This window comes from Vibrio sp. V04_P4A5T148 (assembly GCF_963875605.1).
GTDB lineage: Bacteria > Pseudomonadota > Gammaproteobacteria > Enterobacterales > Vibrionaceae > Vibrio > Vibrio anguillarum.
The window spans coordinates 41,961-64,989 of record NZ_CAWNMS010000058.1; the positions used below are offsets into that span (position 1 = coordinate 41,961).

Sequence of the window (23,029 nt, forward strand, 5' to 3'; positions counted from 1 at the left end):
ACAAGTCGTAGAGGCTTTTTTGAGTGTTGAACAACAATTTGTCGCCATTGCCGCTCGCCATCAGGATAAACATTAATCTCTTATTACAGTAACTCCTCCGCTCAATGGCAAAATATCGTATTTGATGATGAATTTTGCCGTTGAGCTGACTACTTCTCAAAGTAAAACCTATTTAATCTCCCCGCCTGAAAACGGTGGATGATAGAGTTTTTTTAAAAAAATCGCCTTTTTACTCATGATTCTTAGCCAACACAAATTATTTTCAGTTTTTCTGTTTTGTGTGTTGTAACGGATATTTCATAAAGGTATAAATACCTTAATTTTATGTTTCTAAAATCCCTTCTAACACTTTACATGGATGATGATTATGTTTGAAAAAGTTGTCGCAGCTCCGGCTGACCCTATTCTTGGTTTAACCGAAGAGTTTAAAAAAGATCCTCGCACTGAAAAAATTAACCTCGGTGTTGGTATCTACAAAAATGAAGCAGGTGAAACACCTGTTCTTGCGACAGTAAAGAAAGCGGAAGCGGCGTTGCTTGAGTCTGAAAAGACCAAATCTTATCTCACCATTGAAGGTACTGCTGAATATGGGCTCGCGGTACAAAAACTCCTGTTTGGCGATGAATCTGAGATTGTGACGCAAAAGCTCGCAAAAACGGCGCAAGCGCCGGGTGGTACTGGTGCACTGCGTGTAGCTGGTGAATTTATTAAGCGTCAAATCGGCGACGTGAAAGTGTGGATCAGCAACCCAACATGGGCAAACCATCACGGTGTTTTTAATGCGGCTGGTTTAGAAACCACGCAGTATTCGTACTACAATGCCGAAACGAAAGATAAAGATTTCGCAGCGATGCTTACCGATCTTGAGCAAGCTCAAGCGGGTGATATTGTTCTTCTACACGGGTGCTGCCACAACCCAACTGGCATTGATCCAACCGATAAAGAGTGGGAAACGTTAGCAAAATTAGTCGCTGATAAAGGGCTTCTTCCTCTGTTTGACTTTGCTTATCAAGGTTTTGCGAAAGGTGTTGAAGAAGACGCACAAGGCCTACGTACTTTTGCGAAATACAATAAAGAGATCTTAGTGGCGAGCTCATTCTCTAAAAACTTCGGTTTGTACAATGAGCGCGTGGGTGCGTTTACCATCGTTGCTGGCTCAACAGATGTCGCTGAAACAACTTTCTCACAAATCAAAGCGATCATTCGTTCCATTTACTCAAACCCACCAGCGCACGGTGCTGCGGTCGTTACTTATATCCTCAACAACGCCGAACTGCGCGCAGAATGGGAAAACGAAGTGACAGAAATGCGTGAACGTATTCAAGAGATGCGTGAGCTGTTTGTTACCACCCTAAAAGCCGAAGGTGTGAAGGCTGATTTTAGCTTTATTGAACGTCAAAATGGCATGTTCTCTTTTTCTGGTTTGAACAAGGAACAAGTTGCTCGTCTGAAAGATGAATTGGCAATTTACATCGTCGGTTCCGGCCGTATCAGTGTGGCAGGCATGACGAAATCGAATATGGGCCCACTGTGCAAAGGTATTGCAGCGGTTCTATAATCGATAATGATAAGAAATAGACAACAATAGCCGCCACTTGTCGGCTATTTTTTTATCTTCAATTCACTGAAATGGCACTTGATTCACATCGAAGCGCGTACACTTTCCCCTCTTGCCTGCAAAGCACGTTCTTTTCATGTACTATAACTCTCTGAATCCTATGTCCAATGCCACCGATGTAACCGGATCCCTTTGACCAGTTACATCGTTTAGCTGGCTCACGACGTCAGAATCCCACAATATGAACTCCGAAACACAAGGAAGCCTCCATGGAAGCAGAATTAATTGAAATCAAGAACTTCCTTGCTCAGTATCCACCGTTCAATGAACTACCTGAAGAAACACTGATCGAAGTGACGCAGAGCGTAGAAATCTCCTATTTTCGACAAGGTACACCCATCATTCATTTTGGTGATCATATCCAGGACTTGTATTTGATCCGCAGCGGCGTCGTCGAGGTGTACCGTCGCAAAGGCGAATTATACAACCGCCTAACCGAAGGCGGTTTATTTGGTCAAATGGGGCTATTGACCAATAACCGTGTTCGTTTTCCGGTCACAGCGATTGAAGATACGCTGGTTTATTGTATTCCAGAGGCAAGGTTTCAGGATTTATATGACAACTATGATTCCTTTGCTGATTTTGTTGAAGTGCAAGATAGCGCGCGCCTTCGCCAAGCCGTACTGAGTAAAACAGAGCAGAATGATCTCACCACCTCGAAAGTGCGAACCTTACTCAGCCGAGAAGCCCCTTTCGTTTACAAAACAGAAACCATTCAACATGCGGCGATCAAGATGGCGGAAGAGAGTATCTCTTCACTGCTGGTGATTGACCCTGATATTTTGCAAGAGAGTGATGACGATAACAGCCCGGTAATCGGCATCCTGACTGACCGAGATCTCTGCACGCGTGTATTAGCCGTTGGCATCGATCCTAATCACCTCGTCACGGAAGTGATGACAACGGAGGTTATCTCATTAGATCATAATGCTTATGTCTATGAGGCCATGCTGAAAATGCTTCGGTACAATGTTCATCATCTTCCTATACTCAAAGAAAAAAAGCCGATCGGTATCATTGAAGCGACCGACATTGTTCGCTACGAATCACAAAACTCATTGCTGCTCGTCAGTCGCATCTTCCAGCAACAAAGCGTTGAAGAGTTAGCCACACTGTCGCACCAAGTCAAAGACAGTTTTGTTCGTTTAGTCAATGAAGATGCAAACTCACATATGATCGGCACGGCGATGTCAGTGATTGGCCGTAGCTTTAAACAAAGAATCATTGAACTTGCCGAAGAATTACTAGGCTCGCCGCCTATTCCATACTGCTTTTTAGCCTTGGGTTCTATGGGCCGTGATGAACAGTTAATTGTCACGGACCAAGATAACGCTTTAATTTTGGACGATAGCTATGAAGAAACACAGCATGGTGCTTATTTCGAAGCGTTCGCCAAATTTGTCTGCGACAGCTTAGATCAATGCGGTTACAGCTACTGTACGGGGGACATTATGGCCAGCAACCCGATGTGGCGTATGACTCGTAAAGAATGGGAAGCCTGCTTTGCCGATTGGATAGATAACCCTAACCCTAAGGCGCTATTGAATGCATCCATCTTTTTTGACTTATACGGAGTGTGTGGCAGGACCAAATGGGCAGAACAACTGAATGGGTTTATTGTACGGCGAGCACGCAAAAATAATCGGTTTCTTGCATGCCTTGCACGAAATGCACTGAACCGCACGCCACCATTGGGGTTTTTCAAAGACTTTGTGATGGAAAAAGATGGACGACACAATAACACCATCAATTTAAAACGTCGCGGCACTGCACCGTTAGCGGATTTAATCCGTGTGCATGCATTGGCTGTCGGTTCACGCTCTACCAACTCGTTTGAACGTTTAGATGACATCATTGAAGCCGGAATTCTACCCAAAGGACGGGCGCAAGATCTGCGTGATGCAATGGAGTTTATCGCTATGGTACGCATTCGCCACCAAGCGGCTGACGTTGAACAAGAAATAGAGCCAGATAACAATATCGAGCCAGAAAACCTATCCGATTTTGAAAGACGCAACTTAAAAGATGCGTTTCAAATCCTAAGCAATGCGCAAAATTTCTTGAAATTCCGTTATCAAGCCAGCAATAACTTTAAGTGAGAGTGATGATTAAACAATGGTTTCAAAAACCGAGCATCGATTGGGTAGCAAAATATGCCAATAAGCAGTCGTTGGTTAACCATCCGTTACTCAAAGATTTTTATTCAAGGCCGATTGCTAAGGGTTGCACGCCAATCGATGAAATAGAGTTTGTCGCTTTAGATTTGGAAACAACGGGTTTAAGTGCGCAGCATGATGACATTATCACCATTGGCTTGGTGCCTTTTACCTTAAACCGTATCTATCTCAACCGCTCTAAACATTGGATAGTTCGGCCACGCCAAGCGTTAAAAGAGGATTCGGTGGTTATCCATGGCATCACACACAACGATATTTTAGATGCGCCAGATTTGGCAGAAGTGCAGGAGTCAATACTGAAGGCCTTATCTGGAAAAATTGTTGTAGTCCATTACCGTCATATTGAACGTAGCTTTCTCAATCAAGCATTAAAAGTGCGATTGGGTGAAGGCATTGAGTTCCCTGTGATCGATACTTTGCAATTGGAAACGGAAATTCAACAACGGTTACATGGAGGTTTATGGAACCAGTTAAAAGGGCAAAAACCACAATCAGTGCGTTTAGGGCAAGCGCGAGCGCGTTATGGGCTACCAGCGTACACCCCACACCACGCTTTAGTTGATGCTATTGCCACCGCGGAATTATTCCAAGCACAAATCGCTCATCATTTTGATCGGCAGCAAAGTGTCCGAACGTTGTGGCTATAACTTTTTGATTATCCTTTCAAGGGATTCTTTCAAGGTTTAGTACCGTGCTCGACACGAGCAAAAAAAGAGGAACCCATGTTAGGTTCCTCTTTTTAATCACATCTCGGCTTTTACGCTTAGAACTTACAGCTTAAAGCGACGAATTTCATTTTCTAACTGATGCGAAAGCTCAGAAAGTTGTGATGCTTGTGCGGCTGCTTCATGCGCTTCTTGTGCAAGATCGTTAGAAACATCGCGGATCCCTTCCGTATTACGAGTAATTTCCGACGTCACAGAAGCTTGCTCTTCAGCGGCCGAGGCAATTTGCGTCGCCATGTCACTGATGCGCTCAACTGAATTATGAATTTGCATCAAACTTGCTGCAGCGGCGTTCGCATCATCTACGCTGGTTCCAGCAAGCATACGGCTATCACCCATAATGCCAACCGCTTTACCCGTCGTTGATTGCAACGTTTCGATCATCTGCTGAATTTCTTTTGTCGAAGCATGTGTACGTTGACTAAGCACACGAACTTCATCGGCAACCACCGCAAAGCCACGACCTTGCTCACCAGCACGCGCCGCTTCAATCGCCGCATTCAATGCTAGCAGGTTAGTTTGCTCTGCTATGTTTTGAATAGTCGCCAGAATCGTATTGATGTGTTTACCGTGTGCTTCCAGCTCAAGGATAACATCAGTGGCCACTTGAACTTCTTGAGCCAGATTTTGAATCGAACCTTGTGTTTGTGAAACTTGATTCGAACCATGCACGCAAGCCGTTACCGCTTCGCCAGAGTTCTGAGCGGTATGATCTGCGTTACCGGCAATCTCTTGTGTAGCTGCGGCCATTTCATTGATGGCCGTAGCCACCATATTAATTTCATCTTGTTGTAAACGGATACGCGCACTACGCTCTTTGGCTTGAGCGGCCGTCTGTTTTGACTGTTCAGACAACGCAGCAGAAACAAAGCTGAGCTTAGAAACCATGGTGTGCATGTTACCGACAAAGGTATTGAAGTTTTGTGCTAATTGCCCAACTTCATCATCACTTCTTGGTTCAAGACGTTGAGTTAAATCACCGTCTCCGGAAGCAATTTCCTCTAAGGCCTTGGATACTCGGCTAAGATCTCTAAACAAAAAGCTCACTAACCAAGAGACGATTACAATCACAGCAATAGTAATCACAAGCGCAGTCACAATCAGGCCGGTAAGCAAAGATGTATGCGCTGCTTCTTCCGTTGCACGATCCATTTGGATAGCGAAAATCCAATCGGTTTGCGGCACTTTGGCGAAGTAAAATAGCTTATCAACACCTTGTAATGACGCGTCTTCAACGGTACCTGAAGCCACTGCTTGCTCTATCATGTTCATCGTCAACGTCTTCGACAATGACGACACTGGTTTTAATAAGAAATTTTTATCTGGATGCGCTAAAAAGGTTCCATCTTGCGCATCAATCAACATCGCGTAGGCGTTTTTGCCCGCATCTAAACTGATGACATCTTGGATCAACTGATCGATTAACACATCGGCACCAACGACGCCGACAAATTGCCCATTGCGACGCACAGGCTCTGCAATTGTCACCAACAGTGCATTGGTGATCGCGTCTTTATAAGCGGTGGTGATAATTTGTTTATTCGCTGAAACGGCATCTTTATACCAAGGGCGTTGGCGAGGATCATAGTCAGCACGGTTACGCTCAGGGTGTGAACGATACATCTCACCTTGCGGTGTACCAAAGAAAATATCATCAAAGCCACCCGCTTTGCGAGCTTGCTGTAAGAAAGGGACGACATCATCTTGAGCGGTGTAGTCATTAAAAGCGGTTGAGATCTCTTTACGGACCACAATCCAGTCCGAAATGCCTTTCGCAGCGGCAGCTGACAAGCTTTCTGCCCGCGAATATACGCCATTTCGAGTTTGTTCAAAGAGTTGATCAGCGGCTAGCCAAGTCAACGCGCTCGCCATAACGACGACGGCAGAAAGACTGGCACCGATTAGCTTTTGCTTTAAGGTTAATTTCATTGGTTTGCAGAATGTTAGATACAGGAACGGAGGCGAATATTAACCAGATTTAACACAAGATGCACGAAATATATGTCGAATTCTGACACAAGATAACCATTTGCTTTTCTTAGTATTTTAGCAAAACACTCTAATGACGATCGTCAAAAAAACATCAAAAAAGGCGACTTTCGTCGCCTTTTCAAATCAATGTCGAAATTAACGTTTCAAGAGCTCGGTTCGCATTCCTAACAGTAGGCTCACACACATCAATAGTAAGACGATGGTAAATGGCAGCGCCGTTGATATTGCCGCAGCCTGCAACGCTTCAATAGCATTGGTGCCACCAATCCATAACAAGGCTACGGCGATAGCGCCTTCCATCAACGCCCAGAAAATACGCTGTAGGACAGGGGCATCCACTTTGCCTCCAGCAGTAATACTATCAATAACCAGTGACCCTGAATCTGATGAGGTGATAAAAAATACCAACACTAACACAACCGCAATCACTGAAAGTAAGGTGCCATAAGGCAGCGCATCAAACATTTGGAACATCGCCAGTGGCACTTCGGTCAAACCATTCGCGCCTAATTGGCCAACATTGTTGATAACTTGATCAATCGCCAAACCACCAAATACAGACATCCAAATCAAGGTAACAGCAGTAGGTACTAATAATACGGCGGTGAGGAACTCGCGGATAGTACGGCCTTTTGATACTCGCGCAATGAACATTCCAACAAATGGTGACCATGAAATCCACCAAGCCCAATAGAACACTGTCCAACCTTGGAACCAAGCCTCATCAGTTCGACCGTGCGGGTTACTGAGTGGGATGATATTTTCAATATACGCCATTAATGTGGTTGGAATGGATGAAAAGGTTACGGTATAGCCAATCAGTGCAACCAAAATCAGCAGCAAGAACGCAACGATCATATTGATGTTACTGATGACTTTGACACCACCATCAATACCACGCACCACGGAGACCACTGCCAATAAAGTAACGACGGTAATCACGACAATTTGTAAGCCCATTCCGGCATCAATGCCAAAAACATGATGGATACCACTAGCCGCTTGTTGCGCACCCAGCCCTAATGACGTTGCTAAGCCAAATAATGTTGCTAATACAGCCAGAATATCAATGATATGCCCTGCCCAGCCCCAAGCACGATCGCCAAGCAACGGGTAAAAAATAGAGCGAATAGAAAGCGGAAGCCCTTTGTTGTAAGTAAAGAACGCCAGGGAAAGCGCTACCACACCGTAAATGGCCCAAGGGTGTAGACCCCAATGGTACATGGTTGCACCTAATGCTAGTTTAGCCGCTTCGGGTGTGTTGGCTGCAACACCTAAGGGCGTCTCATACCAACCGGTAAAATACGCCACAGGTTCAGCGACACTCCAGAACATGAGACCAATACCCATCCCTGCGGCAAACAGCATAGAGAGCCAAGAAATAAAAGAGTAGTCTGCTGTCGCCTCTTGGCCACCTAAACGTATTTTACCAAAGGGAGAAACAATCAAGCCTAAGCAAAACAGCACAAAAAGATTACCCGACCAAATAAACAGCCAGTCAAAAGTGCCAATAATTTTCCATTTAACGCCATCAAGCACGCTCTTCGCAACCTCAGGATCAACGACTAAAGCGGCGACTAAAAATAGCGCAATAAATCCGGCGCTAAAGCCAAACACTGGGTTATGAACATCAAACCCCCACTTTTGCACGTTATCTTGCCCGACGGTGTAGTCAGTACTGTCAATACTGTACTTATCAATACCTTTTGTCATTTTACCTCTCTAGAAATCTAGACATGATTTTTCAGTTGAGATTAATAACCATGAGAACGAAACAATTTTAAGACAAAAACCAAAAATAACTTCGTACTCATAGCAATTTATTTTTTCAATATGCTGAATACCCTACCAAAATCACAGAAAAAATCCACTAAAAAGCAACATAAAATGCCATAAAAGGCAAAAAACAAGGCTTAATGGTTAAACTTAAACCAATTTAGGGTGAAAATCGAAAACAAAAACATTCGAGCACTAATCATTTTACATCTCAACTTATACACTCATCATCTTAGACCAAAACAAAAGAGGTCGAATGCTACTTTTCAAGTGAAAAGAACTGCGCTATGGTCCCCGCTTATTAATAACTTTCTTTTTGGGACAATGAGTTTGGAAAAACATGAAGAAGTTTTGATCTCAATTCGACAAATTATTCGCGCAATTGATCTGCACTCTAAAAAACTCAATAGAGACGCTGGACTTACTGGTCCCCAGCTTATTTTAATGCGCTCAATTCAAACCCTTGGTGAGGTGACTATCCGCACATTGTCGGATCATACGAACATGAGCCAGGCCACTGCCACCACCATTTTGGATAGATTAGAGCGCAACGGATACGTACAGCGAATTCGCAGCAATACCGATAAACGAAAAGTGCACGCCCATTTAACGGACGAAGGTAAGAAGCTGCTAGAAAAGGCACCGCAACCATTGCAAGAAAGCTTTGTCGAACAATTTAGGCAGCTTCAAGAGTGGGAGCAAAGCTTGTTGCTCTCATCAGTACAACGTTTATCTTCTATGATGAATGCCGAAAACATAGATGTCGCGCCGATGCTCGAAATTGGCTCTATTACCAAAGAAGAATAGCTTTGATTGCATTTTAAAATTTGATCGTAAAAAAGCCTCGGAGCTACCGAGGCTAATTCATTCACAACGAACAGCAGATTAAATGGCTTTATAGATAACTTTGTTGCCTGCTAACTGCTCTTTCACTACCAGATTTTCTTCTACTAGTTTCTTGAGTGCGCCAGTGGCCCAAGCGGCAGCTTTCGCATCTTCTTGACCAGCACTTAAGCCGATCGATTTAGGATTCATACCTTCTGTGTGGTTAGCGACGATATCTAAAACCTGTTGCTGTTTTGGCGTTAACGCAACATCCACTTTTTTAGAGTTCGCCGCCGCTTTCTCCACAACTACTTTTGTTGCAGCGGTTTTTGCTACGGTCGATTGCGCTGTTACAGGCTTTGCTGATTGAGAGGCGATCAAGTTTGCAACAGTCGCTTTAATACGCTTTTGCAATTTTGCCTGCACCTTACGCTTATGAGCAAGTCTCATCGAATATTTCTCCATTTCACTGCGTTTCAAGCAGTGGTGAAAATTTGAAGCGCGTTTTATATCAAAAATCGTCCTCGATTTGTAGGGCATAGCACAGATTGAGGGGCAAAAACGCATTTTGATGCGGTAACTGACTACAATTTATACAGGTCGCAACAGCCAACAACGATGCTGTAGCTCGAAGGAGTTTCACTGGTTTATGCACACCCAACATTTGTCTAATACGCGCTTTTCTCTGCAATCACCTGTGGTTAAATGGATCAATACGACTTGTATCATCGCTTCAATTTGCATTGTCATGTTCTCATCCAACATTATTCATGCGCTGCTGTTAGTAAGTGCACTGGCAGTGACTCTAATCACCTTCTATCTTTTGATTTTGAAAGGAAAAGTTAGCTACACCCTAACCGCTACCCATTTTCAGCAGCATCTCTTTAAAGGAGGTTGGGTCGTAAAATGGAACAATATCAGCCGCATTGGGGTATGCAGTTATGAATATCATGGTTGGCACCAACCTTTGCCTTGGATTGGGATCAAACTGAAGGATTATTCACCTTACCTTGAGAGTGTATGTCCCAGAATCGCTAGTGAGATCTTGCTCAGCCAGCGCGCGCTGCTCTACTTAGGAGCAAAACAACAGCGCAAAGAGACTCAATTTGAAGATTTGGTACTCGACAACGCACCTTACACTGCGCCAAACGGTAATTACTATCATGGTCTTATGGCAATGTTAGCCAATCGGATGCGCTATCAACGGCAATTTTTTGATTATGATATTTTTATCTCAGCGCACGATCTGGATCGTGACGCCGAGGCGTTTGTGGGGCTGATTCGGCGCTACCTCGCGGCGGCCGAACCAGACTAAGACATAGTTTCATGGGCGCAAAAGGAACACTCTGAGCCTAATCAAGATCAATACAGGGGCATTTCATCTGCGACATAAGGGTTATTGGCACGTTCACGACCAAAAGTCGATTGCGGACCATGGCCGGGCACAAACGTCACATCGTTGCCAAGTGGCCATAGCTTAGTTTTGATCGAGTGAATAAGGGTATTGAAATCACCTTGCGGGAAATCCGTACGGCCGATACTACCGTTAAACAATACATCACCAACAAACGCCAATTTCGCTTGCTGGCTAAACAGCACTACGTGGCCGGGCGTGTGGCCGGGCGTGTGTAATACTTGTAGAGTTTGAAGGCCAAACTTCACTTCATCACCGTCATTAAGCCATTGGGTAGGTTCAAAGGCTTCCGTCAGTGGAAAACCAAACATTTGGCTTTGACCTTCGAGGCCTTGTAGCCAGAAGTTGTCCGCTTTGTGTGGTCCAATAATATCGACGCCGCCCAACTGCTGCGCCAGCGGTTCGGTTCCACCGACATGATCTAAATGACCATGAGTAAGAACCAAACTGACCACTTTTACCCCGAGTTCATTGATCAACATCACGAGCTGTTTCACATCACCGCCGGGGTCAACCACGATCCCTTCCATGGTGTCATCACACCAAACGATAGAGCAGTTTTGAGAGAAGGAAGTGACGGGCACCACTTGATACTTTAACGACATACTAAAACCTTGTTCGAATTCGCAGTTGGCCGAACTATGACATTGACACTTTCATTTGACAAGTCACGAACAGCCTTATGACCAATGACGTACAGGCCCAGTATCAATGTGCACAAAATCACTGCTAGGATAATAACCAACACCGCCAGCGCCCAATTCGATCGCCGCTTCGCGTACTTGACTCAACTGAACACCATCTAACCGAAAATCAATTGCTTGGCCTAGCATATGGAAACTTTTCTTAGCAACCCCAGAGGAGTGAGTGCGCAACATTTCATTGGTGGCAGGAGATCGATAACCAGAGATGATTTGTACTTCCGCTTGCGTACCAAGTAGAGATTGAATTTTCGATATTTGGTCAAATAGATTTTTGTCCATTGGATGGACTTCGTTGCGGCGGAAATCACGGCAAATATGGTTGAGCCGATCAAGCTCAGATCGAACATAACGAACACCGTTGAAATAACAGGTTTCAAGTGTTTCACCGGTATGTAAATTATTCATCGCGAGTATGCGAGAGGTTTCAGGGTACGATGCCAATACTATCTGGGGGGCACACGCCGCTACAACTACACCACTACCAGCCAATTTTATAAAATGACGACGAGAAACTAACAAGGTTGGATACCTTCACAACTGAATTTATTTTCAACAAGCCCGGACACTACCGGACTCCATTGTGAAGATCAAATGCATAAATTGTGCTCGAAATGCTCAAGAGAGAGCCACAGCATCGTTACTCTTTGAACATAAAAGAGATCTTTATTAAGTCATTTTTTGGTAAATTGAGAGACGCATCCCTGCTTACTTAGGTGACCACTGTTTTAGCGGTATCCATTCACCCATTACTGGTGCTGAATGCATCATAACGATAGATATCATCTCGGTAATGCAGTTCCCCACCTTCATACCAAACGGTTTGATAGATGATGTGTACGGGGATGCGCTGCTTTAATGGGATCGTGCCATTCGTAGGCCCTTCTTTACCCGTTAATTTATCACCATTAATACCTTGGGTTTCTAATATCATCGAAGCAAACTTATCGGCATTTTGTACTCGAATACAACCCGAACTAAAGGCTCGCGACGTATTATTGAATAGGTATTTACTCGGCGTATCATGTAGGTAAATCGCTCTACGATTGGGCGTATTAAATTTATACAGCCCTAACGCATTATCTTGCCCGGCTTGCTGACGCATTCGGTAGGGAAAAGAGGCCGGATTCACCGCAGACCAGTTGATGTTGCTTGGGTCAATTTGATCGTTCGAGCGCCAGCTCGAAACAATATCAATATTGTGTTGACGCAAATAGTTTTGATCTTTTTTTACCATCGGCAGAATATCTTCAACCATGATTTTGTATGGCACATTCCACGTCGGGTTTAGGATCAAAGAATCCAATTTGGTGCTCATGAGTGGCGTTTTGCGTGAAACTCGGCCCACCACCACTTTAGACTGAAAGACTTCTTTACCTAAATACCAGTAACGCATATCAAAACTGGGAACGTTGACTACGATCTGTGTCTCTTTTGATTCTGGCCACAAACGAGTTCGCTCTGCATTTAATGCCAACATGGACAGACGTGCCTGCAAAGACAAATTTAACCACTTTAAGGTCTCGGGGCCAATCATGCCGTCAGCTTTTAAACCGTGCATCGCTTGAAACTCTTTCACAGGTTTGACCAAGCTGTTGTCATACCAAGTTACGTCGTCACGCACTGTGCTAACATTGCTAACATCGATATTAACTAATGATAAGCGAGCAATAAGCACATTACGTTGTGAGAGCTTATCGCCGGGTTTTTTTAACCCTTTTTGGCTGTACAACAAGAGCGCTGCATTTTCAGTACTGAGCAGAAAATCATAGGCGTGTAGCAGTTGATCATAAGCCGCGTTGTTCGGCGCATAGCCATTGAGCAGATCGCCAATACTGTTAACTTCTACCGCAACATGAAGGGCGAACAAGGCTTCTTGGCTTGGCGGAGCAATGGCAGAGTTGAGCTTACTTTCAAAGAACCAAGCCATACCCACTTTGGGCGCTTGCTCAGCATAACTCAAATACAAAAGTAAGGTATCGGTCGCCAGCAGATCGTATTCGTTGAACGCTTGCTGCTTCCGATACGCTTTCATTTGCGCTAACTGGCGTGAAAATAAAGGGCTAAACCCCGCTCGGCGAATCACTTCCAATTGATGTTCAAATTGACGAACAATCTGCTCATCTTGCCAAATGCGCCGATTCTCATTCTCTTGGTAAATTCGTTCGACTAAATGCGGATATTGGATAAAAGATTGCAACGAGGCATTCTCTTGCGAGACAGCAAAAGGCTGTACCTTCTCGGCAGAGTAAAGAGAAAAGCTACTAAAAATCAATAATAAAGCAAATAGGATGCTTTTACTCATTCCGATCTATCCAACAACGCTGATTCACGTTTCAGTATGGCAAAAGAAACGGCTATCTGCTAAACGTTGTTGTCGATATCAACAATATATTCATAAACTCTCATGCAATGAGAATTATCATTAAACAAATTTAGCTCGCTTACTCAGCTTTTTTGGCGAGAGTAATCAATGGCAGACCAGTGATTGTCCCATTGAACATTACTACGCGTGCGTATTTCAGGTTGAGGATAAGGTGAATTAACGACCAAGCCAGCTCCTGAACTGACTTGGAACTGCTGATCTTGCACTACCACGCCAGAAGCATCCGGCAAAGAGGCCAACTCAACCAGTTGCAGTGTCTCTTTTGACCAAATACCGTAACAGTTACCTCGTGGAGAAGTCGCTAAAATCCATTGGTCGGTCGCCGCAATACTGGCAATGTAATGGTTGAATCTTGCCCATTGTTCAGGCTCTGCCAAGAGCGGAATGAGTTCGCCACCTTGGTGATGTAGCGCTACCAAAGGTGGATACTCTTCCGGCTGACCTCGGTATTGTTGGCCGCACAGCACAGTATCTGCACCATCATGAGCAAGATGGCGGATGCTCAAATGGTGGTCGTTCAATATCCGTTGCTCAAGCATTTCTCCTTGATGAGAAAGGTAGGTCAAGCTTGGCATCATGCTCTCTACGTTGAGTGGCTCTCGGCCGAAGGTATGCACCCCACCCACTCCAATCGCGAGCCGGCCATCTGGCATCACAATGACTTCGTGAGGGCCAATACCAAAACCACTGAACTCAGCCACTTTTTGGTAACTGTGCTGCACATCATACACACCAATAATGCCGCGACTTGTCGCTTTCTCGCCTTCGGTTGCATAAAGCCACGCACCATCATTTGAGTAAACGCCGTGCCCATAAAAATGTCGCGTGGGTTGCGCAAGTTGCAATTTGATGGGTTCTCCATTTTGATAGTTCAACACCATCAAAAACTCACCGGGACGACGGGCAAAAGCGACCGCATGCGTCAAGGTAGGGTGGATAGCAACACCATGTCCCCTTGCAGGCAAAGGTAATTGGTGAATCGCTTGGCCTTGAGCGTCGGCTACAACGGCGCGAAACTGCGAGCCTTTATGAATAGCGCAACCAATCAAAGCGGGTTGTGGGCCACGGCGCGTAGTAGCGCACCCCAGCGGCAGCAGGGGCGCTGATGCGCTCAATAACGCCGCTTTCAGTAGCGTACGCCTTGTTAGATCAGTCACCATCGGTTGCATTAAATCCTATCACTACACCTAGCTCTACCGCGACTTCATCATGCAGTAAATAATTGAGTTGTTCGAACTTGTTATAGAGCGCAAGCACCTCGCGGTAGCCTGTTTTCGTTTGCAATAAATCAAATAAGCTGGCCGTTTGTGGCCACGTTTCCAACATCAAGGATAAATGTGCTTTTACGCGTTCGGCCATGGCGACTTGATCTCTTTCCCGCAACATCTGATCTAAACCGTCTTTTGCTAAATAGAGTGCTTGCATCGCTTGCACATTCTTTTGCAGGTTATTCAAAGAGACTTTGGCGCGCCACGATTCTGAAAAATAAGGGCGTGGCTGGCCGATATTGGCTAAGGGGCGGCTCAGTTTTTTCATGCTGTAATCAAGCTGATTGGAGAGCAGCGCAATGTATTCGGCTTGCCAAGCGCTCAGATCCAGCATCAACCATGGATTCTGTTGCCATTGCTCAGCAATCAAATGAGATTTCGTCGCCAAATTCGCGCTGATCGCTTGTCCAATCATACAACCAGTTTCTACTTGCTGGTTTTTCAGAAGCGGCGATTGAGCATCGTAGAGTAACCATTCCAATGCGCCAATCCCCTGCACTGTGACACTCTGGTTTGCAATCTGCTCCTCACTCCAGTGCTTGCCACTGCTCGCTAACAGGCTCATTTTTCGCCCGGTAGTGTCTTTTTTATCTGGCCAAAATTGTACGTTCCAACTTTGCTCGAGTGCTTTAGCTGGCCCTCTCTCTTGCCCTTGTAAAAACATCCACGCCCCAATAGTTTGCTGCCACTGTTCTTTCAGCAAGGGCAATGCGATATCGCCCAGCTGACATTGCTGATCAAATAATTGAGCAAGCTGGTGCGATTGTTGAGCAAAACGCTGCGCCGCAGCAAATTCAACCTCATAAACACCTTGGCTAACATGATTGTTTTTTTGTGGCTCAAGCGCTGATTTCGGCGTGGGTTGGCAAGCCGAAAGTACGCTGGTAACCGCTATCGAAAATAACAGAGGAAATTTCATGCTCGCACCCTATAAAGAATTAAGAAAAGCGATCAACGCGTTGCGTTCGCTGGCATTGAATTGACGTACTTTCTCTTTGGCACTTTGCGCTTCACCACCATGCCAAAGTACCGCTTCCATGAGATTACGCGCTCGGCCATCATGTAAAAAATAAGTATGGCCGCTCACCTCTTGCGTATAGCCGATCCCCCACAAAGGCGGGGTACGCCACTCTTGTCCATGAGCTAAGGCCTCTGGACGATTATCGGCTAACCCTTCGCCCATATCATGCAGTAGTAAATCACTGTAAGGATGGATTTCTTGCTCTGACAAGGCTGGGCGGTCCGTTCTTTTTACCGTTTTGAGGTTAGTACGGTGGCAACTCTCACAGCCAACTTGTTTGAACAATGATTGACCCAGCTTCACTTGTGGATCGTCGACATTGCGACGCACTGGAACGGCTAAATGCTGAGAATAGAATTCGACAAAATCAAGAATGTTGTCACTGACCTCAGGGTCGCCGCCGTTAGGTAAGGTTTGACAGAGTGTTTGCTTCTCGGTGCAGTTTTCTTTTGGGAATAAACGGCTGGTCAATCCTAAATCGCCGTTAAACGCCGCGGCATTCTGTTGCATTAAACTAGGCTGCCCGGCTTTCCAACCAAAACGCCCGATGGCAAAATCTTTTTTTTCTACATCCCAAACACGGTTCACTTTGCCAGAGATACCATCGCCATCACTATCTTCAGGGTCTGCCATTGCTAATAAGCTGGCATCAGCAATGCTTTCAAGTAGGCCAAGGCCAATCATTGGCGGGGCGACACGCGCCGAAAACTGGGTGTCAGGATGCATATCACCATAACCAAGTTCAGTAATTTTTAAATTAGGTTTGCGTAACATCACTTGGTGGCCATCCGTAAAAGCAACCGCAACCTCTTGATAAGCGATTTGGATTTGTCCTTCTGCTTTTTGATCGGGCAAAGTGAAATCTTGTAACTGTCCACCATAGACGGGTTCGGGGATCCCCCCTTCTTTGGCATAGATCGCTTTTTGTTCATCCGTCACCGCTGGAATACTCAGGCGAACCAACATCGAAACGGCCTGTGTGTCATTTTTTTCTGGCGGATGGCCGCGACCATCTTTGATGTGACAATTTTGGCAACCATTGGTGTTAAAAAGCGGCCCTAAACCATCTCTTGCATCGGTAGATGATGGCGCTGGTGAGAGAGAGAATTATAAATTAATACAAAAGAGAAAGTGAGTTATACATACATAACTCTTTGAAAATAATTAAGAAAGGATGGATTTTAGCCCTAAAGTGAATTATTCAAGATCTTAGGGCTTTTATGAAGAGATCATAGTTAATAGTTAAAACAGATCAACATTGTTGGTAAATGATCGTTAAATTATGCTTTCTTCGCTCGCTGCAACACTCGCACCATACGTCCAAGAAGCTGGAAACGGCCTTCAAACTCTTTACCGATAAAGAACGGGCTGTATGCAGTGTTATCACTCGTGACATGGTAGCCGCCACTCGCAAAGTCATACTGAACGCGTTTCACCATTACTTCATCATCAATTCTAAACACACACACACCATCACGAGCCTGTTTAGGGTCGTCTACTACTTCCACCAGCATTAGGTCTTCATCCATAAGCGTAGGCTCCATAGAGTCGCCGTACACTTCTACCACTGTTAGATGTTTACCATTCAAGCCTTGTTTGATTAGCCACTCACGTGAGAACTCAAACTTAGCCACTGGGTTTTCTGAAACCACCAAACAACCTGCGCCCGCACTCGCTCTTAAGTCATATTGGACAACCTCTACACTACCTTCGCTCATGGGTTTACTAGCAACTTGCACTATTTGTGTATTGGCACCATTACCTGTAGCCAACCAATTAAGATCTACTTTAGCGGCATTCGCGATCGCATCTAAGATCTCTAAATTTGGAGTAGTTTCCCCTTTTTTATACTTTCGTATTGTTGCCTCAGATATGCCGCACTTTTGTGCGAATGACAGATTGGCTTCTCCTGCCATAGCCTCTTCAAGTCTTTCTGCGAAGCGGTTTTTTATATCATCACGAAAAAACCGTTTTTCTTCATTTTTTTCATCGTTAGTCTTTTCTTTGTAAGTATCTGACATTTAAGAGTTTTCCTGTAAACAAACACCAAAGCACGACGCTCGAATAAAAAACCGATAAAAACGCCTTGACTCGTTAAATAGTTCGATCAATTATTAAGTCAACGCACTAAGTTTCGAATTTAAATTCTATTGGTTAGTTTGATGACTAATCAGGTTATCAAAAAAGGTACAGGAGATCATTATGTCGAATGAAAAAAATGACATGCATCGAATCGACATTGTTGCCGCTCTGCATAAGAAAGGGCTCACGGTTAAAGAGCTATCAATCAAATCTGGATTAGCTCCTACAACACTCTCCAATGCACTAAATCGTCCGTGGCCGAAAGGTGAAGGGATTATTGCTGATGCTCTTGGTATTAAGCCTTCAGATATTTGGCCTAGTCGTTACATCAACAAGGTGGCGTAGTCATGTATGTAACAGCACAAGAATGTGTAGGTTTAATTGGCATGCCAACCATGGTTCACAATGTTAGGAACAGATTGAATAAGTTGGCTAGCTACAATCAAAAACGCAAACGCCAAGGTTCAAAAGCTTTTGAGTATCACATTGACTGCTTACCTGAAGAAACGCGTTTGTATCTATTGCGTGATATTGCAAAGCAACAAACCGAACAAGCAGAAAGCAGCCGTAATGCTCGTCAGGTCGTCACTCCTGCGTCTGATGAACTGTGGCTTGAGTATGAAGAAGCCACCGACCATAAGCGCGAAAACACCAAGAAGAAGTATGAGTTGTGCATGCGCGTCAAAGCCTACGTTGAGGCTGGCATCAGCATGCGTAAATCCATGGCTCGTGTCGCGGAGGAGTCTGGCGAGAAATACTCCACATTAGTGTGCTGGTTCTACAACAAGCCAGGTTTGCAAACCAATAAAATCCCTGTTGAAGATTGGCTTCCTGCTCTTTTGGATCGACAAGGTGTGCACGGTAAACGTGTGGCTAAGTTGTCGCCTGAAGCGTGGTCAATGTTTCAAGCAGATTATTTACGTCCTGAGAAACCCACCGTTTCAGAGTGCTACAACCGCATGGTTAAAGCTGCTGAGCGCGAAGGTTGGGAAGTTCCAAGTCTGCATACCATTCGCAGCCGAGTGAATGATGATATTCCTTATGAGTTACAAGTGTACTGTCGCGGCGGTCTGTTTGCTGCTAAGCAAGCATTGGTTCCAGCACAGCGTCGAACTCGCTCAGGAATGCATGCCATGCAGCGTGTTTCTGGTGATGGCCACGAATTCCGTATTCGTTGTCATTTAGAAGATGGCACGGTGATTCGCCCCACGGTTTGGGTATTCCAGGATGTGTACAGCTCCATGATTACTGGCTACGCCATCGATGTCAGCGAAAACACAGAAATGCTTGGGATAGCCCTTTTCAACATGGTTTCAAAGTTCGGCATTCCTGAAGTGTTTGACCTTGACCGAGGTTCAGTCGCTTTAAGTGAGGCGATGACAGGTCGTACTTCGCGTCCGAAAGCCACAGGCAAAGGCAAGCTAGAGCACAAGAAGTTTGATAACGCAGAGATTGAAGGTGCCATCACAGCTCTGGGTTCAAAGGTTAACTGGACTCGCGTTGAAGATGACAACGTCGGTCGTAAAGGTAACGCACGTGCCAAGCCTGTTGAACGCTTGTTCCATTCTAAAGGCGGCATCGGTCAGTTTGAACGCCATCCAGCTTTTGCGGGTGCTTATGCCGGTGAATCTGCCACCAGCAAGCCTGCGAACTACGGTGAAACCACAGTGCCTGTTGAATTGGTTGTTGAGCTGTTTGCCGAGTGGGTTGCCGATTGGAATAGCCAAGAAGGTCGTCGCAGTGAAATGGCTCGCGGCATTCACAGTTATCAGCAGGTGTTTGAACAAAGCTATCGTCAAATCCAAGTGCGCAAACCCACCGCAACCCAATTACGTTTGTGCCTGCACCGTACTCGTAAAGGTGTGAAGGTTCACAATGGTGGTCTAGTCGAACTTAACGCAGGACGCTACAGCAAGCATTTGGTGAACCGCTATCGCAGCCCATTGTTGTTTGAGTACATCGGTCAAAGCGTCCACCTACGCTTCAATCCTTATGACCTAACAGGTTGTGTGTATGCCTACAGTGAGCGTGGTGAGTTCATTGGTGAAATCCCACTTTATGCTGATGTGGCTTATGACGATTTAGGCGAAGCGCGTCGTCAGAACTTGTACCAAACCGAAGGTGTTAACCATGCCGCTTGGCTGAAAGAGCAAATGGTCGAGTTAACGAATGAAGACCTCGCACAGTTGGCACGTAGTCATGAGAAGCCAGAGCCATTAGGTGGAATGGTTCCAAGCATTACTCAAATGACGCCAGAACTACCAAGAACACCAGAGCAACACCAAATGAATACCAGTGACTTTGATGGATTGTTTGAGAAAAAAGCCGTGGGTGCGGATTTTGAACCTGCGATGGATTTAGACGCATTTATGCAGCAGTACGGGAAAGCGAAATGAACCACATTATTCAACAAGTTCTAACGGTTAAAAGCAGTGAAAAACTGAGCAACCGCAAGATTGCTAAAGAGTCGGATATCGACGAAGGCATTCTTAGCAAACTGTTCAATAACAAGCCTTATACGGGTGACACCGAAGCTCAGCTTCAAAAGCTTGAAACGTGGTTGAACACACGTGGTACTCAGGTTGAAGAGTTTGCTGATGTGTCATTACAAGAGCCTGAATTCCTGATGTTGCCAACTTCTGAAACCATTTGGAAGTTGATGGATTTAGCTCGCACTATGCGCCGTTGGTCGATGGTGTATGAAGGCTCAGGTATCGGTAAAACCGTGACCGCAGAAGAGTATCAACGCAAGCACAACAATGTATGGATTGTGACGGCTTCAAACTTGTGCAAATCAGCAAGAGCAATCCTGTCTGAGCTTTGTGAAAGCATGAATATCAAGACCTCAAATATGACGGTCTACCGCATGCAAAAAGCGATTGCACAAGAGCTGGATGGTTCAAATGGCCTCATCATCATCGATGAAGCGCAATACCTTTCTGACGATGTGCTTAACGGTCTGCGCATTCTGGCAGAACGCAAGTGTGGCGTGTTCCTTCTAGGGAACGATGTGGTGCGTACTCGCATGAGTGCGGCTCGCTCTCAAGTCAATATGAACCCGATTTGGAGCCGAATGATCCGCCCTACATGCATCAAGGTTGCATCAAAGGAAGATATCAAAAGCTATATGCAAGCTTGGGGCATTCAAGACCAAGAGTTATTTAAAGCGGCGTACGCCATTGTGCCGAAAACGACAGGTCAACTTAGAACACTCGCCGACATGATCATGTTAGCCAGTTCGTCAGCATCACGAAACCATGAGCCGTTGACACCGAAACACATAGCAGCTGCTCATCACTACTTAAAGGAAAGTATAGGAGTCTAGTTATGGCAGTAAAAGGAAGTGAAACCATAGAGATTGTGCTGACCATTATGCGTCAGATTGGGGACAGTTCAGCGGGTCGGATAGCCATGAATCCAGCTTGTCATGTTAGTCAGCCTGCCGTGAAAAACGTTTTAGCTCAGATGAGCAAACATCACGTGGTGCTCATCGTCGGTAAAGAGAGGAATAGCTATGTGTATCGGTTAACAGGGATTCCGCCCTATGCGCCCTGCGAATGCTGTGGTTGTCGTATTCCACGCTGGAATCTACGTGATGATAAATGTGCTTATTGCCAGAGAGGTAACAAAGGCGTGAATCAACAACTGTTGTCGGATTTCGAATTTTTAAACAACCCCGCTTTTACATTGATAACGCAAGTTTTTCGTCCATTGGAGGGTTTATGAACCGAATGAAAATTGATGAGTTCGTGTGGCTACACGGTGGCCGAGTTATCAGCCGCAGACCTAAAGGTAAAGGTGAGCTGGTAATGAGTGATAGCCCTTTACTGATTGTTGATGAGGACGTGAAGAAGTTCGATATCAACATGTACAGCCAAGGGATTAAGCGCCACATGCAAGCCGTCAGATTGAACAACAGCATTATTTATTGGGAGGCGTAATGGCACGAATACTCAATCAAGAAATTAGGCTCGAAGTGATTGTTCGCTTTGGTCCGAATAACCAAAACGGCATCGGTGAATTCTTTATCTCTGATTGCCGTGCGGAAGCGATCACACAAGTCGATTCAGCATCCGCAGTCACTGCCTTTGGTGCAAGAGATATCGCTTATAGCGCAGTAAACCAATTTTTAAAACAACAGAACGAGCTTATTAAAGCTGAACATTTTGTAAAAACAGGAGCACCATTATGAACCAAACCACTCAAACAACTGAGAAACCAACTCGCCCAGCAGCACCAGAAGGCTTTGTATATAACGCAGAAGGTAACCTTATCGCACAATGTAATATTCCGGCTCATGAGCTGCGTAAGGACGCGTTTGTGACAGGTTTACTGAAGCAAGTGAAAGAGCAACAGAAACTACTTCAAACGTTCAAGGTGAATTTGATGCAAGCTTTTGAAATGTTCCGCGTTGAGATGCTGGACAAATACGGTACTAAGCTGCATACACGGGGCACTGGCGACAATGTGGCGATGTTTAGCTTTGATGGCACATACAAAATTACTTACAAAACCGCCAAACTGAAAACCCTTGGTCCTGAGCATGATGCCGCTCGTCAGTTAGCACGTGACTATTACAACAGTCAAAAGGACAAACTACCGCATGATGTGTTAATCGCGGTTCAAGACTTCTTTGTTAACGATGCCTCTATTGCAAACACCATTAGCTTTATTGGCAAAGACTTCCAAGACGAAACGTTGCGTAAGGCTCAGGAAGCCGCAAAGGAGTCACTGCTTATCATTGGTAGCAAGTCGTACTTCAACTTCTACGAACGCGACGAGCAAGGCGAATACCAACAGGTTCACTTGAACTTCAGCAAATTATAAGGATGCCACCATGGATATAGTGAACTCGCTCATTAATACCAGCGTCTCTGATGCTAAAAGCTCACTGGAGTGCATGCTCGCAAGTAATCCTCAAGATGAAAAAGAGTTAGCACAGAAGGTATTAGACCGCCTTGGTAAGCCAAGCATGGGATGTGGAAATATGACTCGTATTTCCATGCTAAGGACCATCGTCCATAAAGCAGAACAACAGTGACTC

General features: G+C 45.1%; 22 protein-coding genes and 1 pseudogene. 13 read left to right on the plus strand and 10 right to left on the minus strand.

Annotation, left to right across the window (positions count from 1 at the left end):
- Window positions 1-367: 367 nt before the first annotated feature.
- From AACT18_RS12340 to AACT18_RS12350, 3 genes are all read left to right on the plus strand, one after another.
- Complete coding sequence (locus AACT18_RS12340) at window positions 368-1,558, plus strand: amino acid aminotransferase (protein WP_088721173.1); 1,191 nt, start codon at window positions 368-370, stop codon at window positions 1,556-1,558.
- A gap of 269 nt (window positions 1,559-1,827) precedes the next feature.
- Window positions 1,828-3,717, plus strand: coding sequence for a putative nucleotidyltransferase substrate binding domain-containing protein (locus AACT18_RS12345; protein WP_094125481.1), 1,890 nt, complete (start codon window positions 1,828-1,830; stop codon window positions 3,715-3,717).
- 5 nt (window positions 3,718-3,722) lie between these two features.
- Window positions 3,723-4,442 (plus strand): 3'-5' exonuclease, encoded by a 720-nt coding sequence (locus AACT18_RS12350; RefSeq protein WP_202599105.1) that lies wholly within the window; start codon window positions 3,723-3,725, stop codon window positions 4,440-4,442.
- A 123-nt stretch (window positions 4,443-4,565) separates the two neighbouring features.
- Here AACT18_RS12350 and AACT18_RS12355 read toward each other — a convergent pair whose 3' ends face one another.
- A complete protein-coding gene (locus AACT18_RS12355; RefSeq protein ID WP_094125482.1) occupies window positions 4,566-6,449 on the minus strand; it encodes a methyl-accepting chemotaxis protein in 1,884 nt (627 codons plus the stop codon).
- 198 nt (window positions 6,450-6,647) lie between these two features.
- Entirely contained in the window at window positions 6,648-8,225 is a 1,578-nt protein-coding gene (locus AACT18_RS12360) for a BCCT family transporter (protein ID WP_017044778.1), read from the minus strand.
- Between the two features lie 393 nt (window positions 8,226-8,618).
- Here AACT18_RS12360 and AACT18_RS12365 point away from each other — a divergent pair, with 393 nt between their 5' ends.
- The gene (locus tag AACT18_RS12365; RefSeq protein ID WP_010320725.1) at window positions 8,619-9,095 is read left to right on the plus strand and encodes a MarR family winged helix-turn-helix transcriptional regulator; all 477 of its coding nucleotides are present in this window, start codon (window positions 8,619-8,621) and stop codon (window positions 9,093-9,095) included.
- Window positions 9,096-9,173: 78 nt separating this feature from the next.
- On the opposite strand, the gene AACT18_RS12370 is transcribed toward AACT18_RS12365, so the two are convergent.
- The gene (locus tag AACT18_RS12370; RefSeq protein WP_161439660.1) at window positions 9,174-9,563 is read right to left on the minus strand and encodes a MarR family transcriptional regulator; all 390 of its coding nucleotides are present in this window, start codon (window positions 9,561-9,563) and stop codon (window positions 9,174-9,176) included.
- A 199-nt stretch (window positions 9,564-9,762) separates the two neighbouring features.
- Here AACT18_RS12370 and AACT18_RS12375 point away from each other — a divergent pair, with 199 nt between their 5' ends.
- Complete coding sequence (locus AACT18_RS12375; RefSeq protein ID WP_013856748.1) at window positions 9,763-10,428, plus strand: DUF2982 domain-containing protein; 666 nt, start codon at window positions 9,763-9,765, stop codon at window positions 10,426-10,428.
- A 47-nt stretch (window positions 10,429-10,475) separates the two neighbouring features.
- Here the strand turns inward: AACT18_RS12375 and AACT18_RS12380 are convergent, their stop codons facing one another.
- The 7 genes and pseudogenes from AACT18_RS12380 to AACT18_RS12410 all read right to left on the minus strand — a co-directional run bounded on the left by AACT18_RS12380 (window position 10,476) and on the right by AACT18_RS12410 (window position 17,924).
- A complete protein-coding gene (locus tag AACT18_RS12380) occupies window positions 10,476-11,132 on the minus strand; it encodes an MBL fold metallo-hydrolase (protein ID WP_010320728.1) in 657 nt (218 codons plus the stop codon).
- Between the two features lie 75 nt (window positions 11,133-11,207).
- Window positions 11,208-11,750, minus strand: coding sequence for a YcbK family protein (locus tag AACT18_RS12385; protein ID WP_017044782.1), 543 nt, complete (start codon window positions 11,748-11,750; stop codon window positions 11,208-11,210).
- A gap of 220 nt (window positions 11,751-11,970) precedes the next feature.
- Window positions 11,971-13,533 (minus strand): L,D-transpeptidase family protein, encoded by a 1,563-nt coding sequence (locus tag AACT18_RS12390; protein WP_094146654.1) that lies wholly within the window; start codon window positions 13,531-13,533, stop codon window positions 11,971-11,973.
- A gap of 143 nt (window positions 13,534-13,676) precedes the next feature.
- A complete protein-coding gene (locus AACT18_RS12395) occupies window positions 13,677-14,774 on the minus strand; it encodes a DUF1513 domain-containing protein (protein WP_176428333.1) in 1,098 nt (365 codons plus the stop codon).
- Window positions 14,764-15,801, minus strand: coding sequence for an imelysin family protein (locus tag AACT18_RS12400; protein ID WP_019280958.1), 1,038 nt, complete (start codon window positions 15,799-15,801; stop codon window positions 14,764-14,766). The genes AACT18_RS12395 and AACT18_RS12400 overlap by 11 nt, the downstream gene beginning before the upstream one ends.
- A 9-nt stretch (window positions 15,802-15,810) precedes the next feature.
- Window positions 15,811-16,998 (minus strand): annotated as a pseudogene (locus AACT18_RS12405) (di-heme oxidoreductase family protein); the annotation flags it as partial.
- A 185-nt stretch (window positions 16,999-17,183) separates the two neighbouring features.
- The gene (locus tag AACT18_RS12410; protein WP_094130305.1) at window positions 17,184-17,924 is read right to left on the minus strand and encodes an XRE family transcriptional regulator; all 741 of its coding nucleotides are present in this window, start codon (window positions 17,922-17,924) and stop codon (window positions 17,184-17,186) included.
- A gap of 181 nt (window positions 17,925-18,105) precedes the next feature.
- Between AACT18_RS12410 and AACT18_RS12415 the strand changes: the two genes are divergently transcribed.
- The 8 genes from AACT18_RS12415 to AACT18_RS12450 are packed head-to-tail and all read left to right on the plus strand — an operon-like array spanning window position 18,106 to window position 23,026.
- A complete protein-coding gene (locus tag AACT18_RS12415; protein ID WP_094130302.1) occupies window positions 18,106-18,330 on the plus strand; it encodes a helix-turn-helix domain-containing protein in 225 nt (74 codons plus the stop codon).
- Window positions 18,331-18,332: 2 nt separating this feature from the next.
- Window positions 18,333-20,381 (plus strand): transposase domain-containing protein, encoded by a 2,049-nt coding sequence (locus AACT18_RS12420; RefSeq protein ID WP_094143296.1) that lies wholly within the window; start codon window positions 18,333-18,335, stop codon window positions 20,379-20,381.
- Entirely contained in the window at window positions 20,378-21,310 is a 933-nt protein-coding gene (locus AACT18_RS12425; RefSeq protein ID WP_094143298.1) for an AAA family ATPase, read from the plus strand. Before AACT18_RS12420 ends, AACT18_RS12425 begins: the two co-directional genes overlap by 4 nt.
- Window positions 21,311-21,312: 2 nt before the next feature.
- Window positions 21,313-21,711, plus strand: a complete 399-nt coding sequence (locus AACT18_RS12430; RefSeq protein ID WP_094143300.1) for a hypothetical protein — start codon at window positions 21,313-21,315, stop codon at window positions 21,709-21,711.
- Window positions 21,708-21,926, plus strand: coding sequence for a hypothetical protein (locus AACT18_RS12435; protein WP_094130290.1), 219 nt, complete (start codon window positions 21,708-21,710; stop codon window positions 21,924-21,926). The genes AACT18_RS12430 and AACT18_RS12435 overlap by 4 nt, the downstream gene beginning before the upstream one ends.
- Entirely contained in the window at window positions 21,926-22,177 is a 252-nt protein-coding gene (locus tag AACT18_RS12440; RefSeq protein WP_094143302.1) for a hypothetical protein, read from the plus strand. The genes AACT18_RS12435 and AACT18_RS12440 overlap by 1 nt, the downstream gene beginning before the upstream one ends.
- A complete protein-coding gene (locus tag AACT18_RS12445; protein WP_094143304.1) occupies window positions 22,174-22,812 on the plus strand; it encodes a DUF3164 family protein in 639 nt (212 codons plus the stop codon). The genes AACT18_RS12440 and AACT18_RS12445 overlap by 4 nt, the downstream gene beginning before the upstream one ends.
- Before the next feature lie 10 nt (window positions 22,813-22,822).
- Window positions 22,823-23,026 (plus strand): hypothetical protein, encoded by a 204-nt coding sequence (locus AACT18_RS12450; RefSeq protein ID WP_094143306.1) that lies wholly within the window; start codon window positions 22,823-22,825, stop codon window positions 23,024-23,026.
- Window positions 23,027-23,029: the final 3 nt, after the last annotated feature.